The organism is Streptomyces sp. NPDC001744 (assembly GCF_042892575.1).
In the GTDB taxonomy this organism is placed as follows: Bacteria; Actinomycetota; Actinomycetes; order Streptomycetales; family Streptomycetaceae; genus Streptomyces.
On sequence record NZ_JBIAUG010000020.1, the window covers coordinates 123,848 to 147,679 of the forward strand.

Below are 23,832 nucleotides of genomic sequence, written 5' to 3' on the forward strand. Positions count from 1 at the left end.
CCATCAACCCATCGATCCCGTCGGTACCTGTCGGCCGGTGGCCGGGTCGTTGAACATGCCGAGATTGCGTCCCGCCAGGGTGTTGGAGATGAACGTGTTGATCGATATCCCGGCACTTCCGTCCGGGTTCGTCCCCTGCGCGTGGATCGCGAACCCGGTGGGCACCGTACGGCGGCCACTGTAGCGGGGGGTCACCGAGTAGTAGACGTCCTGTCCCGCCTGCACGGCCGCGGCGATGTCCGCCTCGTACTTGGCCATGTTGCCGTCGCCCTGCTGGGATCCGAGCTGCTTGGCGTTGGCTCCGCGGGCGCACGTGGCGAGGTTCCGCGGGTCCGTGCCCGAGCCGGTCAGCTGGTTGGCGAGGAGGTGGCAGGCGTTGATGTTCTGCTGGATCGGACGCGCGCCGAGGAAGCCGGCGGTGCGCTGTGCCCACCGGTACCCCGGAGGGGTGAACACCTGGGTGTCCGTCTCCGAACCCGAGTGCGAGTCCACGTAGTCCTTGGTGAGGCAGGAGGTCATGCCGGTGGCGCGGCCGCCGTTCTTCTTGTCCACGTCGCCGTACCGGACCCAGCCGGACCCGCACTTGTTGCCGTCGTCGTCCTCGCCGTCGGGTGCGGGCCTGGGCTTCGGCTTCGGCTGCCTGGCCCGGTCGATGGCGTCGTTGATGCCACGGGCGGTGGAGACCAGCGCGTCGCCGAGGCTGTCCGCGAGGCTCGGTCGGCCCTGCTGTTCGGCGACCACTTCGTCGGTGGCGACGACCGCGACCGCGACGAGGGCGATGACGATGGGGATCGCGATGGCGAAGTGCCCGTCGACCTCGACGTTGCTGGTCGGGTTGCCACCGGTGAAGGCGTAGCGGTTGCCGGTGAAGGGGTCGCTGCCGAGCCCCATGTCGGCGAGGGCGCCGTTGTACATGTCCCGGGTGGTGAAGCGGTTGAGCCCCGGGTCGTAGTCGCGGAAGCCCATGTCGTAGGTGCCGGACTGGGCGTCCCACCGCTTGGCGTTGTAACGGTAGGAGTTGTACTCCCCCTTCGTCGGGTCGCCGACGTCGGGCTTGTCGATACCGGTGAACTCGGACGTGTCGTTGCTGCCGTAGGCGGTGTAGCCGTAGGTGGCCCTGGTGTCGCCGTTCCTGTCGGTCAGCGTGTCGACGTCGGTGTGGCTGTTGTAGCCGTAGAAGCCGTCCTCGGTCGTCCCGTCACCGTTGTGCTTGATCTGGGAGAGCCGCTCGCCCCACGGCGAGTACTGGTACGACTTGGTGAGCTTGCCGGCGACCTCCTCGTTCAGCACCTCGCCCGACAGTCCGAGGTACGTGTACTGAGTGGTCTTGCCGTCGGCCGTCTTCGACGTGGTGCGGTCCAGCGGGTCGAAGGCGTAGGTCGTCGACTTCATCGCGCCGGAGCCGTCCCGCTGCTGGGACTCCACGACGTGGTCGAAACCGTCGTAGACGTTCCGGGAGACGATCTGCCCGCCCTGCGTGACGGACTCCGTCCGGCCGAAGGGGTCGTAGGCGAACGTGGACGTGGTGCCGCCGGTGGTCGACGTCTGCAGCCGGTTGCGGTCGTACGCGAAGACGGTGGACGTGCCCTTCACGTTCTGGCTGACCACATTGGCGTTGTCGTCGTGGACGTACGTCTCGGTGCCCGCGCCGTTGCCCGTCTTGACCGCCTTGGCGAGACGGTCGGCCGGATCGTACGAGTAGGCCGTGGTGGAGTCGAGGTACGCCGCGTGGTTGTCGGCGTTCATCTTCCTCACCGCGTCCTGCGCCTTGTTGCCGTTGGCGTCGTAGGCGTAGGTGTGCGAGGCGACGAGGGTGCCGTTGCCCTTCTTCTCCGTGGTGGTGCGGATCGCACCGTCCAGGAAGTAGGCCGTGTCGACGGTGTTGCCGTTGGCCTTGGTCTCCCGCGACACCTGGCCGCGGTCGGTGTAGGCGTACGACGACACCTTCGGGGACGGGTCCGCCGGGCTCGTGCCGACCGACACCGTCTTGACGAGCTCACGGGCGTCGTAGGTGTACCGGGAGAACTGGTCGTTGTGGGTGACGGTCTCCGGCTGGCTGTTGGCGTCGTAGGTGTAGGTGCTGGACTTCTTCTCCTGGCCCGCGAGCGCCTCGGTGACCTGCCGGACCTGGTTGAGGCCCGTGTAGGAGATCGTGTAGGCGTCGACCTTCGCCCCCGACGAGGTGTCGTCGATCGAGGTCAGGTTGCCGTTGAGGTCGTAGGCGTAGGAGAAGGTGTGCTTCTCCGTGTCGGACTCGGACGACGTGTCGCGCACGAGCTTGACGCCGTCGGCGACGACGGTCCCGTCGCCGCTCTGGGCGAGCCGGAGCTTCGCCGTGTTGCCCCGGGTGAAGGCGTAGGAGCCGAGCCGGACCCAGGTGCCGGTCTCCGCGTTCTGGTCCTTGGTGATGTCGGCCGTGCCGCCGCTGTGGGTGATCGTGTACTTCGCGGCCGTCGTCGCGCCCGTGACCTTCGGGTACTTCACGTACGCGGTGTACGTGCCGTCCTTCGGAATGTTGAGCGTCCAGGTCCAGGCGTCGGTTCCGGAACCCGCTACGTGCGACCGGTGGTCGTACCCGGTCTGGCCCGCGGCGCTGCCCGCGGTCCAGGTGCCGGTGGAAGACGTGTGCTGGGTGTCGGAGTTGTCGACGAGCACGACCGCGCTGCCCACCGGAACGCCGTCGTCCGTCTTGGACTTCAGCCTGCCGTTCGGGTAGTACGACCAGCCCATGGTGCGGCTGGAGGAGCCGCCCGCCGAGGTCAGCGTCCGCGAGGTCTGCTGGCCGATGGCGTTGTAGTCGTAGGAGGTGACGATGGACCACGGATCGGTGGACGTCTTCGTCCAGCCGTTGTCGAAGTACTCGAAGACCGTGTCGTTGCGGACCGTCTGGCCCTCCGACGGCGGCATCGAGGTCCTGGCCACACGGCCGACCTCGTCGTAGAACGTCTGCGTGTAGACGTTCGGCCTGTTGTAGCGGGTGTCGGCCGGGTCGTACGGCTGGAACTGCTTGACCGGACGGTTCAGCGCGTCGTACTCGGTACGGGAGGTGAAGTCGTCGGCCGTGGTGGTGGCGGCGCCCCGCGGCGAGATCACCTTGGTGGCGTTGCCGACCTGGTCGTACTCGTAGCGGGTCGTGCGGTACGTGATGTCCGCGCCGGTGCCGGAGTGCGGCGCCCTGACCTCGGTCTGCCGGCCGCGCTCGTCATAGGTGATGTACGACGTGTTGTTCTCGGCGTCCGTCGTGGACAGCAGCAGCGAGTCCTTGTCGTACGTGCGCTTGCTGGACTTGCCGAGGGCGTCGACGACCTCGACCGGCCGGTGGTCCAGGTCGAAGACCGTCCTGGTGGTGTAGTCCGCGGTGTCGACGGTGGCGTTCTTCTTCGGGTCGACGACCGTGACGACGTTGCCGACGTCGTCGTAGGTGTAGGAGATCCTGTCTCCCGCTCCGTTGATCACGGAGACGAGCTGGTAGATCTCGTCGTAGGTGTGTGTGGTCGTGTAGTCGGACGGGTCCGCCGGGGTCGCGAGGCCCTTCGGCTCGGTCGTCGCCCGGAGGTGCCCCGCCTTGTCGTAGGCGTAGGTCGTCGTCCGCGCCGGTGCCGTCGGCGAGTCCTTCGGGGCCGTGCCCGAAGTGATCTGGTCGGCGGCGTCGTAGACGGCCGTGGACACCGCGCCGTGCGGCGCCGTGACGGTCGTGACGTTGTCGTTGGCGTCGTAGACCGGTGCGGGAGTGGTGATCAGATCGCCCGCGGCCCGGTCCTTCGGCACGGTGGAGGCCAGCGGGCGCCCGAAGGTGTCGTACGCCTGCGTGGTCTTCGTCCCCAGCGCGTCCGTGACCTCCGTGACCCGGCCGCGTTCGTCGTAGACGTACGACGTGGACTCGCCCAGCGCGTCCGTGATGGTGGCCGGGTACCCGGTGGGCGTGAAGCCGCTGTTGGTCGTCGGGTTGCCGTTGGCGTCGGTCGCCCTGGTCAGCTGGCCGTACGCGTCGTACTCGTACGTCGTGGTGTAGTCACCCGCCGTCGCGGTGGCGACGCCCTTCGGGTCGGTGACCGTCTTCAGGTTGCCGAACGTGTCGTAGCCGAACTGCCACGTGCGGCCCTCGGGGGACGCCTTGGTGGAGAGGTCGGCCGAGAAGCCGTCCAGGCGCGTCTGGTAGCTGTAGCGGGAGGAGTCCGCCGGGTAGGTGCCGGGTGCGCATTCCGCGGCCGCGGGCACGCCGCCCTTGTTGTTCTCCGCGTCGCGCTTCCAGAGCGGGTAGCCGGTCTTCTGGTCGTAGCAGTACGCGGTCTTGGCGCCGTTGGCCTCCTCCAGATACGTGACGTTGTTGTCGGCGTCCCACGCCATCTTCGTGGTCTGCGACTTGGCGTTGGTCGTCCGGACCGGGCGGCCGAAGTCGTCCGTCACGTAGACCGTGGCACGGGACTCGGCGTCGGTGACCTTCGTGCTCGTGAACTTCGCGTTCGCGGCGTCCACCGCGTACGTGAAGCCCGTGGCGCCGTTCAGGCGGTCGGTGATCGTCTGCGTCCACCAGTGGTACTTCGGGTCGTCGCCCTCCTTCGGGAAGTGGTACCCGAGGGAGGTGGCGTTGCCGCGCGGGTCGGTCGCCCTGACCAGCTTGACGTTCTTGTTCCCCTGGGTGGCGTCGTAGGCGAACGAGAAGACCTTGGGCTGGGTGGAGCCGGCGCCGTCGGTGATGCGGCCGAGGAGACCCTTGTCCGTGTAGTGGAAGGTGATCGTGCGGCCCGAGACGTCCTTCATGGACTTCACGTGGTCGTAGATCCTGGAGTTGGTCAGGTTCGAGCCGGTGACCTTCGCGCCCGAGCCGTCGATGTACTCGTAGGACGCGTCACCCTTCTTGAAGTAGTCGACGGTGAGCGTCTGGCGGCCGGCCGGGTCCGTGATGTAGGTCAGGAACTTGGTCGGCTTGTTGTTGGACTTGCGCTCCTCGTAGGTGAACGTCTGGGTGTTGCCGTTCTTGTCGACGGTCGAGGTCATGTAGCCGTCGCAGCCGAAGAGGAACCGGGTGCCGTCCGGACGCGTGAGCGTCCAGGCGTCGGGGACCGGGTCCTTGGTCGGCTTGCAGTCCAGACCGGCCTTCATGGTGACCTTGTAGTGGACGCCCGCCGGGGCCTTCCACGTGCCGTCCGCCTCCTTGCGGAAGACGTGTGTGGTGCCGTCGCCGTCCGGGAGACGGATCTCCGTCGGGTTCGGGTTGGGGTGGAAGTCGAGCGGCGCGCCGAGCCGGATCGGCCCCGCGGCCTGCACCGACCAGCCGTGGCCGGCCACCGTGTCCGAGGTGTCCTGCGAGTTGTAGGCGAACCGGACGAAGGTGCTCAGGCCCCGGCCGGGGTTGGTGAAGGCGTTGTACTGCCAGACGCTGTTGCCGGAGGCCAGGTTGTTCATGACCGTGGATCCGGCACCGGTGTTCTTGCCGGTGTAGCTGTAGAACTTCTCCGTGCCGAGGCTGTTGGACGTGGGGTCCTCGATGGCGACGTTCTGCTTCAGCGACGGGATGGCGCCGGTGCCCGCGGACAGCCAGGTGCCGTCGGAGATCTTGCGGACGTCCCAGCCGAGGACGTACTCGTTGCGCTTGTTGCCCGAGTCCGAGTTGATCGGGGTGGCGACCTTGGCCTGGACCGTGGCGGACTTGCCCGGCAGCAGGGCCGGGATCGCGGTCTTGAGCTGGTTGCCGCCCGTCGTCACATCCGTGCCGTCGGGGAGCTTCCAGGTGTAGGACAGCTCGCGCTCACCCGCGGCCCACGCCGTGGACGTGGTGTTGGTGACCGTGAACTCCACCGTGTAGGTGGTGTTCGGGGTCATCCGGGCCGGGGTGGTCGGCGCGTAGTACGTGTCCTCGGTGGTCGAGTCGACGTAGATGACCTGCATGTACGGGCGCAGCTGCGGGTCGGATGCCTCGGCGGACAGGAACAGGGTGCGTTCCTGCGGGCCGGTGGTGGTCTCGTCCTTCAGCTTGACCAGGACGCCCTTGTTGTCGGCGGGTGTCCTGACCCAGGACTGCATCAGTCCGGTGGCGTCCCACCAGTGGCGGCCGACCTCGTCGGTGATCTGCGGGACGGTGTCGGAGACGGCGGCCGAGAAGTCACCGCCCGCCGTGGTCCACGGGGTGGTGGAGGCGGCGTTGTTCCAGGTGGCCTGGGTCTCGGTGAAGTCCCGCGTGAGGGAGTGGAGTTCGTAGATCGCGCCGTTGGTGGTGCTGGTGGTCTCGGCGCCCCACAGGTACATCTTGTTCTCCAGCACCGTGGCGGTGGTGGGGATGGATGTGGTGGGGAACTTCAGGGCCGCGCGGGTCTTGCCGTAGGTGCCGGAGTTGTTGCCGACGCTCAGCCAGGTCTGCGCCTTGCCGGAGACCAGGCCGTCGTGGTTCACGGTCGGCTGCTGCGAGGAGAGCGTGGTGTCGACCTGACCCGCTTGGATGATCCTCATCGTCCGGCCGGCCTTGGGGATGCCCACGATCCGGGTCGGCGAGCCGAGCAGCTGCCCGTTCTGCGTCTTGACCGCGAGCTGGTAGTAGTACGACTTCCCGATCTCGCTGGAGCTGGAGTCGGGGGTCGGCACCGCCGTGGTGTCCGTGTACGCCGTCGTGCCCGACGCGATCGGGGCGATCAGCGTCGCGGCGGAGGGGGTGAAGACCTGCTGCGTGGAACGGTGCAGCTGGTACTCCACGATGTCCAGGCCCGTGTCGCCGCTGGTGTTGGCGTACGCCGGCCAGGAGAGTTCCGGGCCGGTGGAGTGGACCACGGTCGGCGAGTTCAGCGACGTGCCGACGGCGCCGTAGGTCACCGTGAGGCGCGGGTACGTGGAGGTCTCGTCGCCGTAGGCGTTGCCGTCGGCGGCCTCGTAGCGGGGGCCTCCGGTCGGGGCGGTGGCCGTCTCGTCCTTGGCCTTGAGCACGAAGCCGTGGTTGACGGCCGTGCCCGAGACCCACTTCTGGACGGTGTCGGCGACCGGGAAGTCGTGCCACTTGTTGTAGTCCCAGGCGGCCTTGGTGATCTCGGCGGGGTTCACCAGGCGCACCGAGTCGGCCAGCGCCCGGGTCGTGGCCGAGCCGGTGTCACCCAGGACGATCTTGCCGGCGTTGCCCTTGGCGAAGCTCAGCTCCGCCGCGTCCAGGGTCTTCCAGACGCCGCCGGAGCCGGTCTGGTTGACCGTGTAGCTCTTGGTGCCGCCGTTGTGGGTGACGGTGTACGGGGCGGCCGTGGCCGCGTCCGCCGCCGCCGGGTAGTGCACGTCCACCCGGTAGGTGTCGGTCTCCGGAACCCTCGGCTGCCAGGCGTACGACTCACCCGTGAGCGCGTTCTTGTTGAACGCGTAGTCGTCGTTGGTCGCCGCACCGCCGGTCGTGGTGCCCCGCGGCCACTCGCCGACCGCCGCCGTACCGGCGTCACCGTCGTCCAGCTGCACCGTGGTGCCGGACAGCTCACCCACCAGCGCGCTGGTGTTGGACCAGGTCGCGGGTGTGGCCCCCGCCTCGCTCCAGGCGCCGGTGGCCCGGTGTGCTTCGAGGGCGACCGTGTTGGCGTTGGTGGTGTGCGACTGGTCGTAGTACAGACTGAGGCGGGCCGCGTCGACCTTCACCCCGGCCGGGATCTCGTTCAGCGGGAACTTGACCAGCGAGCGGGCGATGCCGGTGTCGGTCTTGCCGACCGACAGCTTCCAGGTGTTGTTGAAGTTCACCCCGGGCTGGTCGGAGAGGACCATCGTGTCCTCGGAGACCGAGGCGATCGGCGTGATCGTGATCGTCGGGTCGATGACGACCGGGTACTGCCGCTCCTTGGCCGCGAGCCACTTCGCGTCCGGCGTGACGGTCAGCTTCCAGCCCTTGCCGTCCGTGTCACGGCTCAGCTTCTGGGTGACCGCGGTGCTGTACGTGCCGCCGGTGACCGACTGCGGGTCCTTCCCGGCATCCGTCATGTACGGAGCCGGAATCACCATCACGGGAGTCCCCGGGGCCTCGCCGAAGAAGGCGATCGAGCCGTCCTCGCGGGTCTTCGGCGTCAGACCGCCCTCGGTGTCCAGGGTGAAGGTGAACGACACCGGTCCGGCCGGGCGCTCGGCCAGGACGATGTCCTCCTTCACCTGGCCGTTGCCGACCCGGTACGACAGGTCCGCCCCGGAGACGGCGCCCTTGTAGACGACCCGGTCGCCCTTCGCCTCCGGCTTGAGCGCGCCGGCACCTGCGCCGGTCAGGCCGAACGTGACCGCCCCGCCGCCCTCCGCCTCGAACCGCATGAACCCGCCGGCGTCGGAACCGAACCAGCTCTTGCCGGCGTTCGCCGTGTTGGCGAAGTCGAAGCCCTTGTCCCGGGTGGCACGCACCGTCGTGTCGACGGGCTTCCAGGAGTTCCCCGACCGGTACGACGTGGGCCTGGCCGTCAGCTCGGCCTCGATCCGGCCGTCCGACAGCTGCCAGAAACGCGCCCGCGACGTGCGCCGGTCGGTCAGCTCCTTGACCCGCTTCGCCTTCGGAAGCTTCTCGCCCTCGGGCAGCTTCTCCCGGCTGGGGATCTCCAGCGCCCCGCCGACCGGGGGTCTCTTCGCCTTCTCGCCGTCGTCCGAGAACCAGCCGGCGATCGTGTCGAAGACACCGGTGCCGCCGTCCGTGGACGACGACGGTTGAGCCGCATGGGCGGCCTGAGGCAGGAGTGTGCCCGCCACCGCCGATACGACCAGACAGGAGAGCATTCTCCTGTGTGGGAATTTCACCACGATACCTTTCGGTATCGGCGTACCCGCATCGTTGCACGCGAAATGGGCACGCCGAACGAGCCGGAGCGAATGTTTCCGCCCGGCTTGGAGCAGTGCGACCCGACCGCGGGAAGCGGGAAAATTGAGACCGCGGAGTCGCGGTGGGATTTCTAGCCAGCCTTCCGATGCCCGGTCAACCCCGGTGACATAAGGGGCGGAAGGGGGCTCCGGGGTGGGGTTGTTCGCCCGAATTTTCCTCCTGCTCGCACGAAGCCGGTGTCATGATGTAAAACCGCCCGGTTCATCTGTCGGTTCACCGAAAGCCGGGGCCTTGCATGTCGTCCAGTGAAATCGCGGAAAACTCTGCCCGGCGGAGGAGCGGACAGGGGGGCGGTGGGGGCTTGCCGGACCGGGGAGGACTCCTGGCCGCCGGAACCGTCCTGCTCGCCTGCCTCGGGCTCGTCTGCTGCGGCGTGCTCGACACCGACGAGCGGCCCCGGCCGCGAACTGCGCCGACGGCCGAGGTGACGTACGAGTTCACAGGGTCGGGAACCGCCGAGATCTCCTATCTCGCCCGCAGTGAGGACGGCACGGCCACGGTCGAGAAGAATGTCGCGCTTCCCTGGAAGAGGTCCGTCCGGGCTCCCCTCGGCAAGGCGCCGACCATCGCTCTCGTCCTCGACGGAAAGGGCGGGCAGGCGGCTTGCACGTTGACGGTCCGCGGCGTGTACGTCCAGCGCGCCACCGCCTCGGGAGCGTTTGGCCGCGCCACGTGTTCCGGTGAACCGCTTTCCGGCGGAGCAAACGGATGAACGTCGTTCTCCGAAGTGTGTGCTGTCCCTTTTGACCGCCCGGATGCACCCCGGCGGGATCGTCATGTATAACCGCTGCGTGGCGGGAATGGGGAGAGGCGTCCGAGGTGAATGCCCTGGAAACCCGGGAGTCACCCGAAATCCGTGCGGCCCCCCTCTCTCCTGCCCGCGGCACGGCCGGCCGTCGGCGCATGGCCGCGCATCCGACCAACCGCGTACGAGGGATGGGACATGAGTCCGAGAGGGACCCGCGCCAGGCGGGCGACCGGCAAGAAGCACATGGTGTGGCTCGCGGCGGGAGTCGTCGTCCTGGGAGGCACGGGCGTGACCGCCGTCGCGGCCCCGGCACGCGGCGCCGGCGCCGGGCCCGGTGACGGGACACGGCCGCCGAAGGCGCATGCGCTGCCTCTGGACGGCAAGGACGCCAAGAGGCGTACGCTCCCGCGCACCGATACGCAGACGTTCTCGCTCGTCGGCGTTTCGTGGGAGAACGGCGGCGACACCTTCGAGGGCACCGCCCGGATACGTACCCGTGGGGCGGCCACGGGCGAGTGGAGCGCATGGCGCGACCTCGACTTCGGCGTACGGGCACCGGAAACCGCCGAGGGCGGGGCGTCGGACGCGCGGGGCGCTTCGGAACCGTTGTGGGTCGGCCCGTCGGACGGGGTCGAGGCCCGGGTCGTCGCGGACGGAGGGGAGGCCGCGGTGCCCGACGCGCTCCGCCTCGACATGATCGACCCCGGCGTGACCGTCGGGGGCAAGGGGGGCCGGGAGGCCGGCGGAAAGGGGAGGAGCGGACCCACCGCCTCTCCCGACGCCACCCGGACCACCCTCGCGGAGGAGTCCGGCGGACCGGCCCCGACCGCTCCGACCGCTCCCGCCGTCGTCAGCCGTGCCGACTGGGGCGCGGACGAATCGCTCGTCCAGGACCCGCCCTCGTACCTGAGCAAGGTCGACGCGGTCTTCGTCCACCACACCGCCGGGACGAACGACTACGCCTGCGCCGACTCCCCGGCCGTCATCCGCGCGATCCTCACGTACCACGTCCGGACGAACGGCTGGAACGACGTCGGCTACAACTTCTTCGTCGACAAGTGCGGCACGGTCTTCGAGGGGCGTGCGGGCGGTGTGGACCGCCCCGTCCTCGGCGCGCACACCTACGGGTTCAACGGCTACTCCTCCGGCATCTCCCTGCTCGGCGACTACGAGAACGGCGGCACGCCGACGGCCGCGGCCAAGCAGGCCGTCGCCGACCTCGCCGCCTGGAAGCTCGGCCTGCACGGCGTCGACCCGGAGGCGAAGGTGACGCTCACCGCCGCCGCCGACACCGGCGTGTGGAAGAAGGGCCAGGCCGCCACGCTGAACACCGTCTCCGGCCACCGGGACGGCTACGCCACGCTCTGCCCCGGCGCGAGCCTCTACTCGGCGCTCCCGGAGATCCGCACGGCCGCGGGCGCCTCCCCGTATGCCACGGGGAACTGACGAGCGCGACCGTCATGGGCGGCAGGGGCGGGACTCCGCCGAGGAGCCCCCGCCCCCCTCGGCGCCGCTCCCCGCCCGCCGGGCACGCGGCCGGGGCGCGGGGCGGTGATCCGGGCCCGACGGGCGACCGGTGACGCCGGCCGCGGTGACGCCGTCGGCGTCCCGGGGGTGCCGGCGGTCCCGGCCCCGCCCCGTGCCCCGGAACGATCCGGAAAAGTTTCACGCTCACCGAACGTCACGACCCCCCGGTCCCCGAATCGTTCGCACGCGCGTCCGGGCGGAGCTCCGCCCGCCGCTCCGGAGGCCGGGCGGGTGCCCGGAGGACCCGGTCCGGACGCCGGGCGGGCGGCCCGGAGGGTGCGGACGGCCGGTGGCGTCCGGGCGGACCGGTCGGTCCGCCTCCTCGGCCGGCGGATTCCGGTCGGGAACGATTTCCGTAGAGGGCGGAGGCGCGAAGGCGTCTCCGCCCTCTTCCGTTCCCGCCCCCCCCGATCACTCCGCGCCATGACAACGACTTTCGGCCAATGCTTCTCGGCCTGCCGCGCGAAGTGCAATACCAGAGAGGCCCGTTCTGCGGGTAAGTTTGCCAACTGCGCACCACGGGTGAATGGTTGGCGACTACAGTGTGTGGCTGATGATCATCGGTAGGCTGACCGCACCCTTGTAGTCCACCCCCCCCAGCAGACCCCCGCAGACTCTCAGCACACCCCCCAGTACACCCCCGCAGTACGCCGATCCCGGGCACGTACCAAGGACACTCATGTCTCAACTTCGCGCACCCGTCTCGCGTTCCGACCGACGTGAGGGCGGGCGGCACGGCCGGCCGGGCGCCCGCTCCTCCGGCAACGGCAACCACCCCACCGCGCAGCCCCCCGCGCGGATCGCGGCGGAAACCCGCATACGGCCCCAGATCCTGCGCACCTCCGTACTCCCCGCCGTCGCGGTGGCCCTGGGCGGCGCGGCGGCCGTCCTCTTCACCATCCGCTCCACGGGAGCCGTCCTCACGCCCGGCCTCTGGGCCGCGCTCGCCGGAGCCGCCGCCCTCACGGTCGCCTCCGTGGCGGCCGCCGCGCTCGGCGCGGACCGCGCGGCCGGGGCCGTACTCGAACGCTGCGACGCCCTGCGCCGTGCGAGCGCCCACCACCAGGGCGAACTGCACGCCATCGTCGAACAACTGCGCAAGGGAGAAGGCGTCCCGTCCCGGCCCGCGCCGCCCGAACCCTCCGCCACAGGTGACGAATTCGAGCTGCTCTCCCAGGAGCTGACGCGTTCTCACGAGGCGGCCGTGGCGGCCGTCGTCCAGGCGTCCCGGCTCTCCAGCAGCGTCGGCAACGAACAGAAGGTCGAGGTCTTCGTCAACCTCGCCCGGCGCCTCCAGTCCCTGGTCCACCGCGAGATCCAGCTCCTCGACGAGCTGGAGAACGAGGTCGAGGACCCGGAGCTGCTCAAGGGCCTGTTCCACGTCGACCACCTGGCCACCCGCATCCGCCGCCACGCCGAGAACCTCGCCGTGCTCGGCGGCGCCATCTCCCGCCGCCAGTGGTCGAGCCCGGTCACCATGACCGAGGTGCTCCGCTCCTCCATCGCCGAGGTCGAGCAGTACCCGCGCGTGAAGCTCGTGCCCCCGATCGACGGTACGCTCCGGGGCCATGCCGTGGCCGACGTCATCCACCTCCTCGCCGAACTGGTCGAGAACGCGACGCTGTTCTCCGCGCCGAACACCACGGTGCTGCTGCGCGCCCAGTACGTCACGGCGGGCCTCGCGATCGAGGTCGAGGACCGGGGACTCGGCATGCCCGTCGCCGAGCAGAACAAGATGAACGCCCTGCTCGCCGACCCCGACCAGGTCAACGTCGCGCACCTGCTCCAGGACGGCCGCATCGGGCTCTTCGTCGTCTCGGCCCTCGCCCGGCGGCACGGCATCGCCGTACGCCTCCAGTCCAACATCTACGGCGGCGTACAGGCCGTGCTCGTCCTCCCGCAGGGCCTGCTCGGCGCCGACCCGGAGGGCCTGGCCCAGCACGAGCGCCAGGCCGCCGCGGCCGCCGGCTCCCCGGCGGTCCCGACCGGCCAGGTGCGGACGCAGCCCCAGCCGCCCTCCCGGCCCGCCGTCGCGGCCCCGTCCCAGCCCGCCGTCGCGGCCCCGGCGCCGCTCCCGTACCAGGCGCCGGCCCCCGTACCGGCCCAGGTCCGGTCCCACCCGCAGGCGCCCCCGCCCGTGACCGGGACGGCCCCCGTGCCGGTCCCCGCCCCCGTCTCCGCACCGGCGCCCGCGCCCTCCCCCGAGCGGCCCGTCCGCACCGAGGAGACCACCGGCACCGGCGCGCACGCGTACCTCCGTACGGACGAGCGGCCGAGCGGATACGGGGACACCGGCCGCGTTCCCACCGCACCGGACGGGCCCGCCGCCGCCGGGCACCGGGGCCCGCCCGCCTCCCTGACCGCGCCGCTCCCCCCGGCGCCCCCCGCCGAGACCGACGGCAGGCCCCTGCTGCCCAAACGGCGCGCCCAGGAGCACCTCGTCCCGCAACTGCGCGACGAGCCCGTGGCCCGCAAGACCGAGGAGCACACCCTGCACGACCCGGGTCTGATGGCCGCCTTCCAGCGCGGCATCGGCCTCGCCGAATCCCAGCCCTTCCCCCACGAACCGCTGCGTCCCGGCGACGCGCACAAGGAGTAGATGCACCATGGCGAGCAATGTGCCGACCGGCCATTCCTCGGATCTCGACTGGCTGCTGAGCGGACTGGTCCAGCGGGTCCCGTACACCCGCAACGCCGTTCTGCTCTCCTCCGACGGCCTCGTGAAATCCGTCCACGGACTCGACCCCGACGCGGCCGACCACATGGCGGCCCTCGCCTCCGGGCTCTACTCGCTCGGCCGGAGCGCGGGCGCCCGGTTCGGCGACGGGGGCGAGGTGCGCCAGGTGGTCGTGGAGCTCGACTCCACCCTCCTGTTCGTCTCCACCGCGGGCTCCGGCACCTGCCTGGCCGTCCTCGCCGGACGCGAGGCGGACGCCGCGGTCCTCGGTTACGAGATGGCGATGCTCGTCAAGAGCGTCCGGCCCTATCTGGTCACCCCCGCCCGGCAGGCCGCCGGTGTGGTCGGCGGCCTCGGGCGGTGACCGTGACGTCCTCCCAGGACGGCCCCTGGCTCGACGACGCGGCCGGGCGCCTGATCCGCCCGTACACGGTCAGCGGCGGCCGGACCAGGCCCACCACCGCCCTCGACCTGCTGTCGATGGTGATGGCGACCGGTTCGTCCCCCCAGACGCACATGGGCCCCGAGCACACCCTCGCCCTCGGGCTGTGCGACGGACCCACCTCGGTGGCCGAGGTCGCGGCGCACTTACGGCTCCCGGCCGTCGTCACCAAGGTCCTGCTCTCCGATCTCGTGGACTGCGGGGCGCTCACCGCCCGCGCGCCCCGCTTCCACGCCAATCCCACCGACCGTTCCTTGCTGGAGGCAGTGCTCGATGGCCTACGACAACGGCTCTGAGCGCCACGAGAGCTTCTCGTCCGACCCCTTCCCCACCGCGCTCAAGATCCTGGTGGCGGGCGGATTCGGCGTCGGCAAGACGACCTTCGTGGGCGCCGTCAGCGAGATCGAACCGCTGAGCACCGAAGAGCTGCTGACCTCGGTCAGCGCGGCCACCGACAGCCTGGAGGGCGTGGAGTCCAAGACCACGACCACCGTCGCCATGGACTTCGGCCGCATCACGCTCGACGACCGCCACGTGCTGTACCTCTTCGGCACCCCGGGCCAGGAACGCTTCTGGTTCATGTGGGACGAACTCTCCGAGGGGGCGCTCGGGGCCGTCGTCCTCGCCGACACCCGCAGGCTCCAGGACTGCTTCGCCGCCGTCGACTTCTTCGAGCGGCGGGGCATCCGCTTCGTCGTCGCGATCAACGAGTTCGACGGCGCCCACCGCTACGAGCCGGACGAGGTGCGGGCCGCGCTCGACCTCAGGCCGGAGGTGCCGGTCGTCCTCTGCGACGCCCGCATCTCCAGCGCCGGCATCCGCACCCTGCTGACCCTCGTCCAGCATCTGCTCACCACCATCCCGGACACCGTGCCGAGCTACGGAGCCACACCATGACCTACGACCCGACCGGTCACCTCCTGCTGACCCCGCACGACAAGGACGTGCAGACCCGTGTGCGGCGGCTGCGCGAGCTGGGTCTCGGGGAACGACCGGACCCGGCGTTCGACGACTTCGCCCAGCGGCTCGCCGAGGTCACCGGAGCCCCGTTCTCGATGGTCAACTTCATCGACGAGAACCGGCAGTTCTTCGCGGGGCTCCACACCCCCGAGGGCACCCACTCCGGCAGCGACCTGGGCGCCGCCGCCGCGGGCGGGGGAGGGGTCGGCCGCTTCATGGCCCGCGACCACGGCTACTGCCCGCACGTGGTGGTGCGGCGCAAGGCGCTCGTCCTGGAGGACGTCTGCGACTACCCGCGCTTCGCGGGGAACCCGGTCGTGGACGAGATCGGCATCCGCTCCTACATGGGGGCGCCGCTGATCGACCGCACCGGCGTGGCGCTCGGCACCATCTGCGTGGTCGACACCGACGTGCACCCGTGGGGGCGCGCCGGTCTGGAGACGATCAAGACGATGGCGGCGGAGCTGGTGGAGCAGATCCACCGCCGCGAGGACGGCATGCTCTGACCGCCGGCGCCCGGCGCGCGACGGGGCCCCGATACGGAGACGACCGTACCGGGGCCCCGCGGCGTGCCGGGCGGGACCCGGTCGCGGGGGTCCCGTACCGGGGGAGGGAGGACCGGCGGCGCGGGCCCCGGACCGTGGTGGATCAGGCGTGCACCGGCTCCGGCTCCGGGGTGCGGACCACCTCGGACAGCCGCTCCGACCAGCTGCCCTTGCCCAGGCCGAGGGCCATCTCGCCCAGCCGCAGGAGCTGGATGTCGGAGGTGCCGGCCGGGGCGAAGATGTGGTACGCGTCCCGCAGGTACCGTTCGAGGTTCCGGTCCGTGAAGAGGCCGGCGGCCGCGTGGATCTCCATGGCGTTGCGGCCCGAGTCGATCGCCGACTCGACGTTGACCAGCTTGGCGTTCATCAGCTCGGCGTCGCAGGAGAGGCCCTGGTCGAGCAGGTGCACGGCGTGGTACGCGGCCAGCCGGGCGATCATCAGCCGGGACTGCATCTGCCCCAGCTTCAGCTTGACCGTGGGCAGGTCGTGGAGCGGCTTGCCGTAGCGGATGCGCTCGGAGGCGAACCGGGTGGTCTCCTCCAGGATCGCCTGGTGGATGCCGAGGGAGACGGCGGTGAGGTTGGCCCGCCCGTACAGCACGCTGGAGGAGTACGCGACGGAGAGGCCGTCGCCCTCGTCACCGAGCCGGTTGGCGGCCGGCACGCGGCAGTTCTCGAAGATCAGCTCGCCGAAGCTGAAGCCGTGGAGGCCCATGGATGCCTGCTGCGGACCGGTCCTGAAGCCCGGACGGTCGGATTCGACCAGGAAGGCCGTGAGGCCCTTCGAGCCGGGACCGGTCCTGACCACGACGCCGTGCAGGTCGCCGACGTGGCTGTTGCCGACGTAGACCTTGCTGCCGTTGAGGACGTAGTCGTCGCCGTCCCGGACCGCGTCGGCGCTCATGCCGAGGACGTGGCCGCCGGACTCGGGCTCGGTGACCGCGATGGTCGGCAGGCAGTCGCCGGCGGCGATGGCGGGGAGCCAGGTCTTGCGCTGCTCGTCACTGCCGAAGTGGATGATCTTGGCGGTGCCCAGCTGGGACGCCTGGACCATGGCGCCCATGGCGCCACTGACCCGGGAGAGTTCCTCGATGATGATGGTCTTGGCCAGGTGGCCGGCGCCCATGCCGCCGTATTCCTGGTTGATCGTCGCGCCCAGCCAGCCCTGTGCGGCGATCAGCCGGGACAGTTCGTGGTGAACGGTCCGGGACTCCTCCATCTCGGCTATGCGGGGGCGGACCTCACGCTCCGCGAAATCGCGGACGCGGTCCCTGAGCTCATGATGCAGTCGGCTGTTGAAGTAGCTGTCCATCCGAGTCCCTCCCCTGCGAAACGCCTGCTCGGCTGATCGGCCGAGCGGATGGTGCATCGGCAGTGGTCCCGTCCCGAACAGGCCGACCTCTTCATGGTGTTGATCTTTCCGGGATGGAGCAATATCGCCAGGAAGTTTGTCTGAAACAGGAGCGGTTGACGATTGAAACTGATTGTGTTTTGCGTGGTCCTGGCCTGCCCGACCCGATCCACCGTCCTTTTCCGGTAGGCGTCTTTCTGCCACGTGACCATGGCGAAAAATGCCGGGTCATATGATCACCAGCCCTGAGGCTTCACCATATGAGCCCATTCCTCGACAAAGGAGCGGCATGTCGTTCTCCTTTCGATCACCCTCCGGCCGGGCCGCCGCCGCTGCCCGTCGCTTTCCCTTCATCCCTCCGGGAGGCGTGAAGGGACGTCGGCCGGCACGGAGGGACGTCACGGAGAGTCACCGGATCGCCTCCGGGGCACACTCGCCCGGCCGCCGGGAAAGGTGTTCGTGACCACCGGGGAAAGTGCGGTATTGTTCTCATGCGCGTTCGGCCGGGGGAAACCCCAGGTCAGACGGGCAACGGGACGTGGCGCAGCTTGGTAGCGCACTTGACTGGGGGTCAAGGGGTCGCAGGTTCAAATCCTGTCGTCCCGACTCGAAAGAGTCGCAGGTCAGGGGCCGTTTCAGAGCAATCTGAAACGGCCCCTGACTCGTTTCTGGGGACCACTTGGGGACCAACCCGTCTTGACCGCGTCAGCGGGCCACAACGATCGGGCTCGGCAGGGACCGGGGTGCGCGGAGCACGCTGAGGTGGGCGGTCAGTGCGGCGCCGGCGGCGGTGATCTGGCGGACGTCGGGGTGCAGGTATCGCTGGGTGGTAGTGAGCGATCCGTGCCCGGCGATCTTGCGAAGGACATGCACCGGCACGCCGGCGTCGGCGAACCAGGTGAGTCCGGTGTGGCGGAGATCGTGGCGGCGAAGTTGCTCGTACCCGAGTTTAGTGACGACATCGTCCCAGTGGGTGGCGTCCCGGAGGACCGCGGTGGAGATACGGCCGCCGCGTGGTCCGGTGAACAGGCGGGCGTCGGGATCGGGGCCGGCGGCCAGGACGCGCTCGGCGACGAGTGGCCGGATCTCCTCGATGATGGGCACCTGGCGGGCGCGCTTGCCCTTGGTTCCCTTGTTGACCAGACCGCCGGGGGCTGGGGTCGTCTGCCGGCGGACGGTCCAGATCCAGTTCGCGGTGTCGATGTCCCCGACTCGGCATCCGGAGACCTCACCGATGCGGGCGGCGGTGCACGCGGCGAAGACGACGACATTGCCCCAGCCTCGGTACTCGCCGTAGGAGGCCGCGACAAGGGCGTCGGCGAGCTGGATGAGCGCCTGCCAGTCGGGCAATGAACCTTTTCCATCTTGATCAGCTGGCGAGTTCGAGGGCGACGACGGCTCCGACGACGGCTGTGATGCGGGTGGTGCTGCAGCGGAGCTTCCGCAGGAGCCGCCAGGACTTGAGGATCGCCATGGCGCGTTCACCGAGGCTGCGGATCTTCGTGTGGTCCCGGTTGTGACGTCGGCGCCAGCCGCGCAGGTTCCTGCCCCGGATCGGGACACGGATCGCAGGGCCGGCACCCTGGTACGCCTTGTCGGCCCAGCACTTGATGTCGTCTGCGGCGAGGGCGGCGGGAATGCCGTGGGCCCGCGCCGCGGTCAGGTCGTGGGTGGCTCCCGGCAGCGCGTCCGAGACCCAGATCAGACGTCCGGCTGGAGCCGCGAGGACCTGCACGTTCATCCCGTGGTGCTTCTTCTTCCCGGAGTAGTAAGGCCGGTCGGCGGCGATGCGGTCGATCGGCAGCACAGTGCCGTCGAGGATCACGTACGCCTTTCTTCCGGACGGACGTCATGGCCTGTTCCAGCGTGGGCGCGAGGGCGGCCAGGAGGTCGACGGCCTCGCGTATGTAGCGGTAGGCCGTGGCGATTCCGATGCGGAAGCCTGCGGCGAGACGGGCGTAGGTGTCACCGCAGCGCAGGTGGGCCAGGACCAGCATGGCCTGTCGGCCGCAGGTCAGGCGCCGCCAGCGCGAGCCGATCCGACGGCGGTGACCTGCGAGAACACTGGAGAGATGCCGCAGGGTGCGGCTGGACAGATCGATGCCGGACGGGTAGACAAGCACGCGAAAGCTCCTGGCGGACTGGTGATCTTGGTCGTGAACCCGTCTACCAGGAGCTTTCTTCATGCCCGCCGTCGGGGCTGCCGGTCCAACCACCCGTCAGGTTGGAAACGGCTCACTGCCCGGACGACTTCGGCATGACCGCGTACGACATCTTCACCGCCGGCTGCTCCCTCCGCACCGGCGCCTCCGGGCGCACGCTGCTCGCCTATGTCCCCGCGAGCCTCCGAGTAATCGCGCTCGCTGAACCCATCCCCGAGACTGCCGGGCCCGGTGCACTCAACAACGACGACCTCCTCGCGACCCTCGACGGAATCCGCATGCGGGGCTACGCCGTCGGACGCCAGGAATGCCTGCCCGGCTGGGACTCTGTAGCGGCTCCGGCTCTTTGGGGCGACACAGCGCTCGGCGTCGTCCTGCTCCTCAAGCCCCTCAGCGACATCCCGAACGACATCACCGACTACATCGACCAGGTCCTTGGTGCCGCCCAGCTCATCAGCCTGGCAGCAACCCGGGGCGGTCGGAACCCGCAACTCGTTGCCTGACCTGAGAAAGCGCAGCCATACCGTGCCCTTCTTCACCCATGTCCAGACAGCTGACGAAGCCGATGCCATGATCGCCGATCTCGCAGGCCAGGGCCTCTATCCCCTTGACGCGCTGAGCCGTCACCTTGGCACCGCCCGGCTCAGCCTCGATCCAGAACGCAAGGAGGTCTGGTGGGCCGCGCTCGACCGTGAAGCGTGGGCCGTGGAGTCAACAACACCTGGCCGGTTCCTCGACCTGATCAGCGAACATGCCGACCCGGCCTGGACTTCAGAGCCGCTGGCGTGTGCTGACTACCGGCGCATCCTCGATACCCTCCTTCCCGCGGGCGGATTCGTGGAGCACAGGGGTGGCTCGGCCTGATGCAGAATGGTCGAGCGTGTCGGGTCGACGTCGACCGTCGCGTCCAAGGGCCGCCCCGGCGCGCTCAACACCGCCTTGCCGACTCGTCGCATGAGTCGATCCAGCTGATCTCGGCGTCGTGGAAGGGCTGGAACGACACCGGCGAATGGTCGAGCGCGAGGCCTGGCCGCCATGCGGTCAGGCACTGGCTGCTGGGCACGAACAGGGGAGCGGGCAGCGCTTTGAGCGGCCAGAACCGCCAGGAGCCGATGGTCTCCTCGATCTGTTGCGGGATGCCTCGCCAGGTCTTAACGACGACGGGCACTGTCATCCGGACGACGTTGCCAACGTGGTCGAGGAGGGTGCCCAGCGGGTGCACTTCGTTGGGCTCCGCCGTGAGGCCGGTCTCTTCGGCGAGCTCGCGTACCGCGGCCTCGGCCAGCGTCTCACCTGGTTCGACGGTTCCGCCGGGCAGCTCCCAGGTCCCGCGCCGGTGGCGTCCGAGCAGGAGGCCGCGTGGCCCGTGGACGATGACGCCGACGCCGAGGGCGGTGTTCGGAGGCGGGGGCGCGGTGGTTCGGGGGCGGCTCGGTACTCGGGCGGGTCGGCGGGCCGTGTACAGCCGGTATGACAGCGGCTGTCCGGCCTTGGGGGAGTCGATGGTCGAGACCGTCTCCATGGTGAGCCCGTGTGCGACGAGGAGGTCCTCCCACAGCTGGGGTTCGAGGACCCACATGTGGACGGTGTGGTCCTCGGTGGTGCCCGGCAGTCGCAGGAGCTCCGGGCGCGGGGCGACGATGGACGAGGGGCCGACGCCCGCCGAGTTGGTGTGCAGTGCGCTGAACAGCAGGCGGCCTCCAGGCCGGACGGCATTGGACAGTGCGGGCAGGAGTCGGTCTGGGTCCACGAAGGGGACGCCGCCGATGGAGTAGATCAGGTTATATGGGTCGGCGCGTTGCAGGTGGGCGACGGCATCCGCGCACACCAGTCGGAGGCCCGGCGTGGCGGGGTACCGAGCGAGGGCGCGCTGGTGCTGGGTGGGTGCGGCTTCGAGGGCGGTGACCTTCGCGCCCAGGGAAGCCAGGAAGGCGGCGTGCCGGCCGAGGCCGCTGCCGAGGTCGAGTGCGCGTAACCCTTGCAGGTCGCCGAATACCTCGGCTCCGGGATCGGCGCCGGGGATGTCCCATGCCCACCCGTCCAGTTCCGGCAGATCGACATCGCGAGCCAGCTGGTGTGCGCCGTATGTGGTCCACACTTCCTTGTTGTGCTGCTCGGCGTTCGTCATTCAGCGTCTCCAGCGGGTCGAGGTGGTCAGGGACGGAGGGCGTAGCAGCGGAGGACATCGAGATCGGCCGTGTGGACGCGAGACCACCCGGCCGAGAGCGTCTCGGCTTCCGAGAGCGTGATGCCCAGGTCCTGGAGGCGGTGATCGTGCTGGCGGCGGCCGGCGATCTCGGTGACCACCCAGAAGGTTCCGCCGGGTGCGAGGAGTCGGCGGACGCGGTCTAGGAAGGCAGGTTTGTCGTCCATCCACCGGTAGACCAGGCGGCAGGTGATGACCGCGTATGCCGGCTCCGGCAGGCCCGTGAGGTCGCCAGTGGTGATGTCCAGACACTGCCACACCGGCCCGAGCCCGGGCCCGGAGCTTCGGGAGGCGGCGAGGGCGACGGCGCTGGGCGAGCAATCGATGCCCGTGGTGCGGTAGCCGAGGTCATGGAGGTGGCGGGCCAAGGCGCCGTCGCCGCTCCCGACGTCGAGGGCGGCGCGTCCGCGACCGGGTCCGAGGTGCCTGTCCAGTAGCTGGGTCTCGGCGCCGTCGAGTTGCCGGTACCGCCGGCCCTGGGCCCACAACGGCTCCCAGTAGGCGGCGGTGGAGGTCATCTCGGTCATAGGACTCCTTGGCGTGTGGGCGGCACAGTGCAATAACTGCCGCGACCGAAGCCGGGTCAGTCATGGAAGCTGCCGAGAACGGAGGAACCGGCTGGCCCTGGCAAGGTCCTCTGGTGTGTCGACCGCGAGCCCGTCGTCCACGACGGAGAGCATCTGTACGCGGTGCCCGTGTTCGACGAAGCGCAGCATCTCCACGCCCTCGGTTCGCTCCAGCGGCCCGTGCGGGAGTTGTCGGAACAGTCTGAGGGCCGTTCCGGTAAAGCCGTAGAGCCCAAGCTGCCGCAGGTATCTCGGTCGGTCGCCCCGCGGATAGGGGATGGGCTGGCGGGAGAACATCAGGGCGTTGTGATCTGCATCGACGACGACCTTCACGACGTTGTGGTCCAGGACCGCGCCGACGTCTTTCAACTCCGTATACGCGTTCACCGCGAGTGTGCCCGGCGCCAGGTGCTCCAGGGCTTCGGAGACCGCATCGATCGCGGCGGGGGAGATGAACGGTTCGTCGCCCTGCACGTTGATGTACGCGTCGGCGTGCAGGCGCTGCGCGCACTCCGCGACGCGGTCGGTCCCGGTGGGGTGGGCCCCAGTGCGCATGCGCTCGATGCCCAGTTCGCGGCACGCCGCCTCGATGCGCTCGTCGTCAGTGGCGACCACCACGCCGTCGAGACGCTGGGCCTCCATGCAGCGCTGGTGAACGTGCCAAAACAGCGGCCTGTTCCCGAGCTGAGCCAGGGGCTTGCCGGGAAACCGGGAGGCGCCCCAGCGGCAGGGGATGACCGCTATGTGTCGACGTATGGGGGTGCGTGGTGAAGCGGTGGCAGCCACGGGGTGCTCCTGTCCGTGAGTATCAAGCGTGGGTGCGAGGCCGTGGTCAGCCCGTTATGCCGCGTGGCCGTACGCGGCGGAACCGGTGGCCAGCGCCTGCATGTGGGCTCGCATGCCGGTGTGGAGGTCGACCTGGGGCCGCCAGCCGAGGACCTCGTGGGCGCGGCTGGGGTTGGCGCGGGTGGTGAGGACGTCGCCGCTGCGCGGGTGCTCCTGGTGAACCTGGATCTCGCGCCCGGCGAGGCTGTTCGCGATGTTGATCACGTCGAGCAGGGAGGCGCTCGAGCCTCCTCCGACGTTGATCACCCCGTTGGCCGTCGGGATGGTGGCCGCGGCGATGGTGGCGGCCACCGCGTCGTCGATGTATGTGAAGTCCCGGCGCTGGTGACCGTCCCTGTACAGGCGCAGCGGCCGTCCGCCCAGGGCGGACGTGAGGGCGCGGTGGGTGAACATGTCGGGACGCTGCCGAGGACCGTAGACGGTGAAGTACCGCAGGGCGACGACGCTGGTGGGGCAGAGGGCCTGGGTGGAGTGCGCGAGGCAGAGCTGCTCCTCGGCGAGCTTGGTTACCGCATACGGGGATGCCGGCTGGGGCCGATCGGTCTCGACGCTCGCACCGCCGTCGGTGGGGCCGTACACGCTGGAGGAGGAGGCCACCACGAGCCGGGGAACGCCCATCCGCGAGACGGCGTCCATGACGCGGTGGGTGGCGAGGACGTTGGAGGCCACGTACTCGCTGAACCGCGGTCCCCACGACGGGCGTACCCCGGGGATGCCCGCCAAGTGGAAGATGACGTTCGCGTCGACGAGAAGCGGCTCGATCGCGCAGCTGAGGAGATCGGCGGTGACGTGCATGTACCCCGGAAGCCCCTGCAGGACGGCGAGGTTGGCCGCGGCCGTGGGGTTGGTGGCCGGGTCGCGTCGGTCGACGCCGACGACAATGGCGCCAGCCTGGACGAGGGCGTGCGCGAGGTGGGAGCCGATGAAGCCGGCGGCACCGGTCACGACCGCCCGGCGGGGGACAGCGGTGGTCAAGTGGGATGGATGCTGCGG

15 protein-coding genes, 1 tRNA gene and 2 pseudogenes are annotated in these 23,832 nt (G+C 69.8%); 10 read left to right on the plus strand and 8 right to left on the minus strand.

Going from position 1 to position 23,832, the window contains the following annotated elements; all coding sequences use genetic code 11:
* Window positions 1-3: 3 nt before the first annotated feature.
* Window positions 4-8,706 (minus strand): DNRLRE domain-containing protein, encoded by an 8,703-nt coding sequence (locus tag ACFYZY_RS23185; protein WP_388697309.1) that lies wholly within the window; start codon window positions 8,704-8,706, stop codon window positions 4-6.
* A gap of 476 nt (window positions 8,707-9,182) precedes the next feature.
* Between ACFYZY_RS23185 and ACFYZY_RS23190 the strand changes: the two genes are divergently transcribed.
* From ACFYZY_RS23190 to ACFYZY_RS23220, 7 genes are all read left to right on the plus strand, one after another.
* Window positions 9,183-9,521: an MmpS family transport accessory protein gene (locus ACFYZY_RS23190; RefSeq protein ID WP_388697231.1), complete on the plus strand. Its 339-nt coding sequence runs from the start codon at window positions 9,183-9,185 to the stop codon at window positions 9,519-9,521.
* Between the two features lie 231 nt (window positions 9,522-9,752).
* Window positions 9,753-11,003, plus strand: a complete 1,251-nt coding sequence (locus ACFYZY_RS23195) for a peptidoglycan recognition protein (RefSeq protein WP_388697233.1) — start codon at window positions 9,753-9,755, stop codon at window positions 11,001-11,003.
* Between the two features lie 760 nt (window positions 11,004-11,763).
* Complete coding sequence (locus tag ACFYZY_RS23200; RefSeq protein ID WP_388697236.1) at window positions 11,764-13,683, plus strand: sensor histidine kinase; 1,920 nt, start codon at window positions 11,764-11,766, stop codon at window positions 13,681-13,683.
* A 7-nt stretch (window positions 13,684-13,690) separates the two neighbouring features.
* Window positions 13,691-14,125, plus strand: coding sequence for a roadblock/LC7 domain-containing protein (locus ACFYZY_RS23205; protein WP_388697238.1), 435 nt, complete (start codon window positions 13,691-13,693; stop codon window positions 14,123-14,125).
* 2 nt (window positions 14,126-14,127) lie between these two features.
* Complete coding sequence (locus ACFYZY_RS23210; RefSeq protein WP_388697240.1) at window positions 14,128-14,499, plus strand: DUF742 domain-containing protein; 372 nt, start codon at window positions 14,128-14,130, stop codon at window positions 14,497-14,499.
* Window positions 14,477-15,100, plus strand: coding sequence for an ATP/GTP-binding protein (locus tag ACFYZY_RS23215; RefSeq protein ID WP_388697242.1), 624 nt, complete (start codon window positions 14,477-14,479; stop codon window positions 15,098-15,100). Before ACFYZY_RS23210 ends, ACFYZY_RS23215 begins: the two co-directional genes overlap by 23 nt.
* Window positions 15,097-15,669 carry a GAF domain-containing protein gene (locus ACFYZY_RS23220; RefSeq protein WP_388697244.1) on the plus strand — a complete coding sequence of 191 codons (573 nt, stop codon included), beginning with the start codon at window positions 15,097-15,099 and terminating at the stop codon, window positions 15,667-15,669. Before ACFYZY_RS23215 ends, ACFYZY_RS23220 begins: the two co-directional genes overlap by 4 nt.
* A 142-nt stretch (window positions 15,670-15,811) precedes the next feature.
* On the opposite strand, the gene ACFYZY_RS23225 is transcribed toward ACFYZY_RS23220, so the two are convergent.
* On the minus strand, window positions 15,812-17,020 hold the full coding sequence (locus ACFYZY_RS23225) for an acyl-CoA dehydrogenase family protein (protein WP_388697247.1): 1,209 nt from the start codon (window positions 17,018-17,020) through the stop codon (window positions 15,812-15,814).
* A 571-nt stretch (window positions 17,021-17,591) separates the two neighbouring features.
* Between ACFYZY_RS23225 and ACFYZY_RS23230 the strand changes: the two genes are divergently transcribed.
* Window positions 17,592-17,665: transfer RNA gene (locus ACFYZY_RS23230), tRNA-Pro, on the plus strand.
* 99 nt (window positions 17,666-17,764) lie between these two features.
* On the opposite strand, the pseudogene ACFYZY_RS23235 reads toward ACFYZY_RS23230, so the two are convergent.
* Both ACFYZY_RS23235 and ACFYZY_RS23240 read right to left on the minus strand, forming a co-directional pair.
* A pseudogene (locus ACFYZY_RS23235) lies at window positions 17,765-18,412 on the minus strand (tyrosine-type recombinase/integrase); the annotation flags it as partial.
* Between the two features lie 16 nt (window positions 18,413-18,428).
* Window positions 18,429-19,182: pseudogene (locus ACFYZY_RS23240) on the minus strand (transposase family protein).
* Window positions 19,183-19,316: 134 nt separating this feature from the next.
* On the opposite strand from ACFYZY_RS23240, the gene ACFYZY_RS23245 reads away from it, so the two are divergent.
* Window positions 19,317-19,724, plus strand: a complete 408-nt coding sequence (locus ACFYZY_RS23245) for an IclR family transcriptional regulator C-terminal domain-containing protein (RefSeq protein WP_388697250.1) — start codon at window positions 19,317-19,319, stop codon at window positions 19,722-19,724.
* Window positions 19,725-19,746: 22 nt separating this feature from the next.
* A complete protein-coding gene (locus ACFYZY_RS23250; RefSeq protein WP_388697253.1) occupies window positions 19,747-20,085 on the plus strand; it encodes a hypothetical protein in 339 nt (112 codons plus the stop codon).
* 64 nt (window positions 20,086-20,149) lie between these two features.
* On the opposite strand, the gene ACFYZY_RS23255 is transcribed toward ACFYZY_RS23250, so the two are convergent.
* Genes ACFYZY_RS23255 through ACFYZY_RS23270 form a run of 4 tightly spaced genes read right to left on the minus strand, consistent with a single transcriptional unit; the run spans window position 20,150 to window position 23,814 of the window.
* Window positions 20,150-21,319, minus strand: a complete 1,170-nt coding sequence (locus ACFYZY_RS23255; protein ID WP_388697255.1) for an NUDIX domain-containing protein — start codon at window positions 21,317-21,319, stop codon at window positions 20,150-20,152.
* Window positions 21,320-21,375: 56 nt separating this feature from the next.
* Window positions 21,376-21,954, minus strand: a complete 579-nt coding sequence (locus ACFYZY_RS23260) for a class I SAM-dependent methyltransferase (protein WP_388697257.1) — start codon at window positions 21,952-21,954, stop codon at window positions 21,376-21,378.
* A gap of 60 nt (window positions 21,955-22,014) precedes the next feature.
* Window positions 22,015-22,779, minus strand: coding sequence for a 3-deoxy-manno-octulosonate cytidylyltransferase (locus tag ACFYZY_RS23265; protein WP_388697259.1), 765 nt, complete (start codon window positions 22,777-22,779; stop codon window positions 22,015-22,017).
* Window positions 22,780-22,833: 54 nt separating this feature from the next.
* Entirely contained in the window at window positions 22,834-23,814 is a 981-nt protein-coding gene (locus ACFYZY_RS23270) for an NAD-dependent epimerase/dehydratase family protein (protein WP_388697261.1), read from the minus strand.
* Window positions 23,815-23,832: the final 18 nt, after the last annotated feature.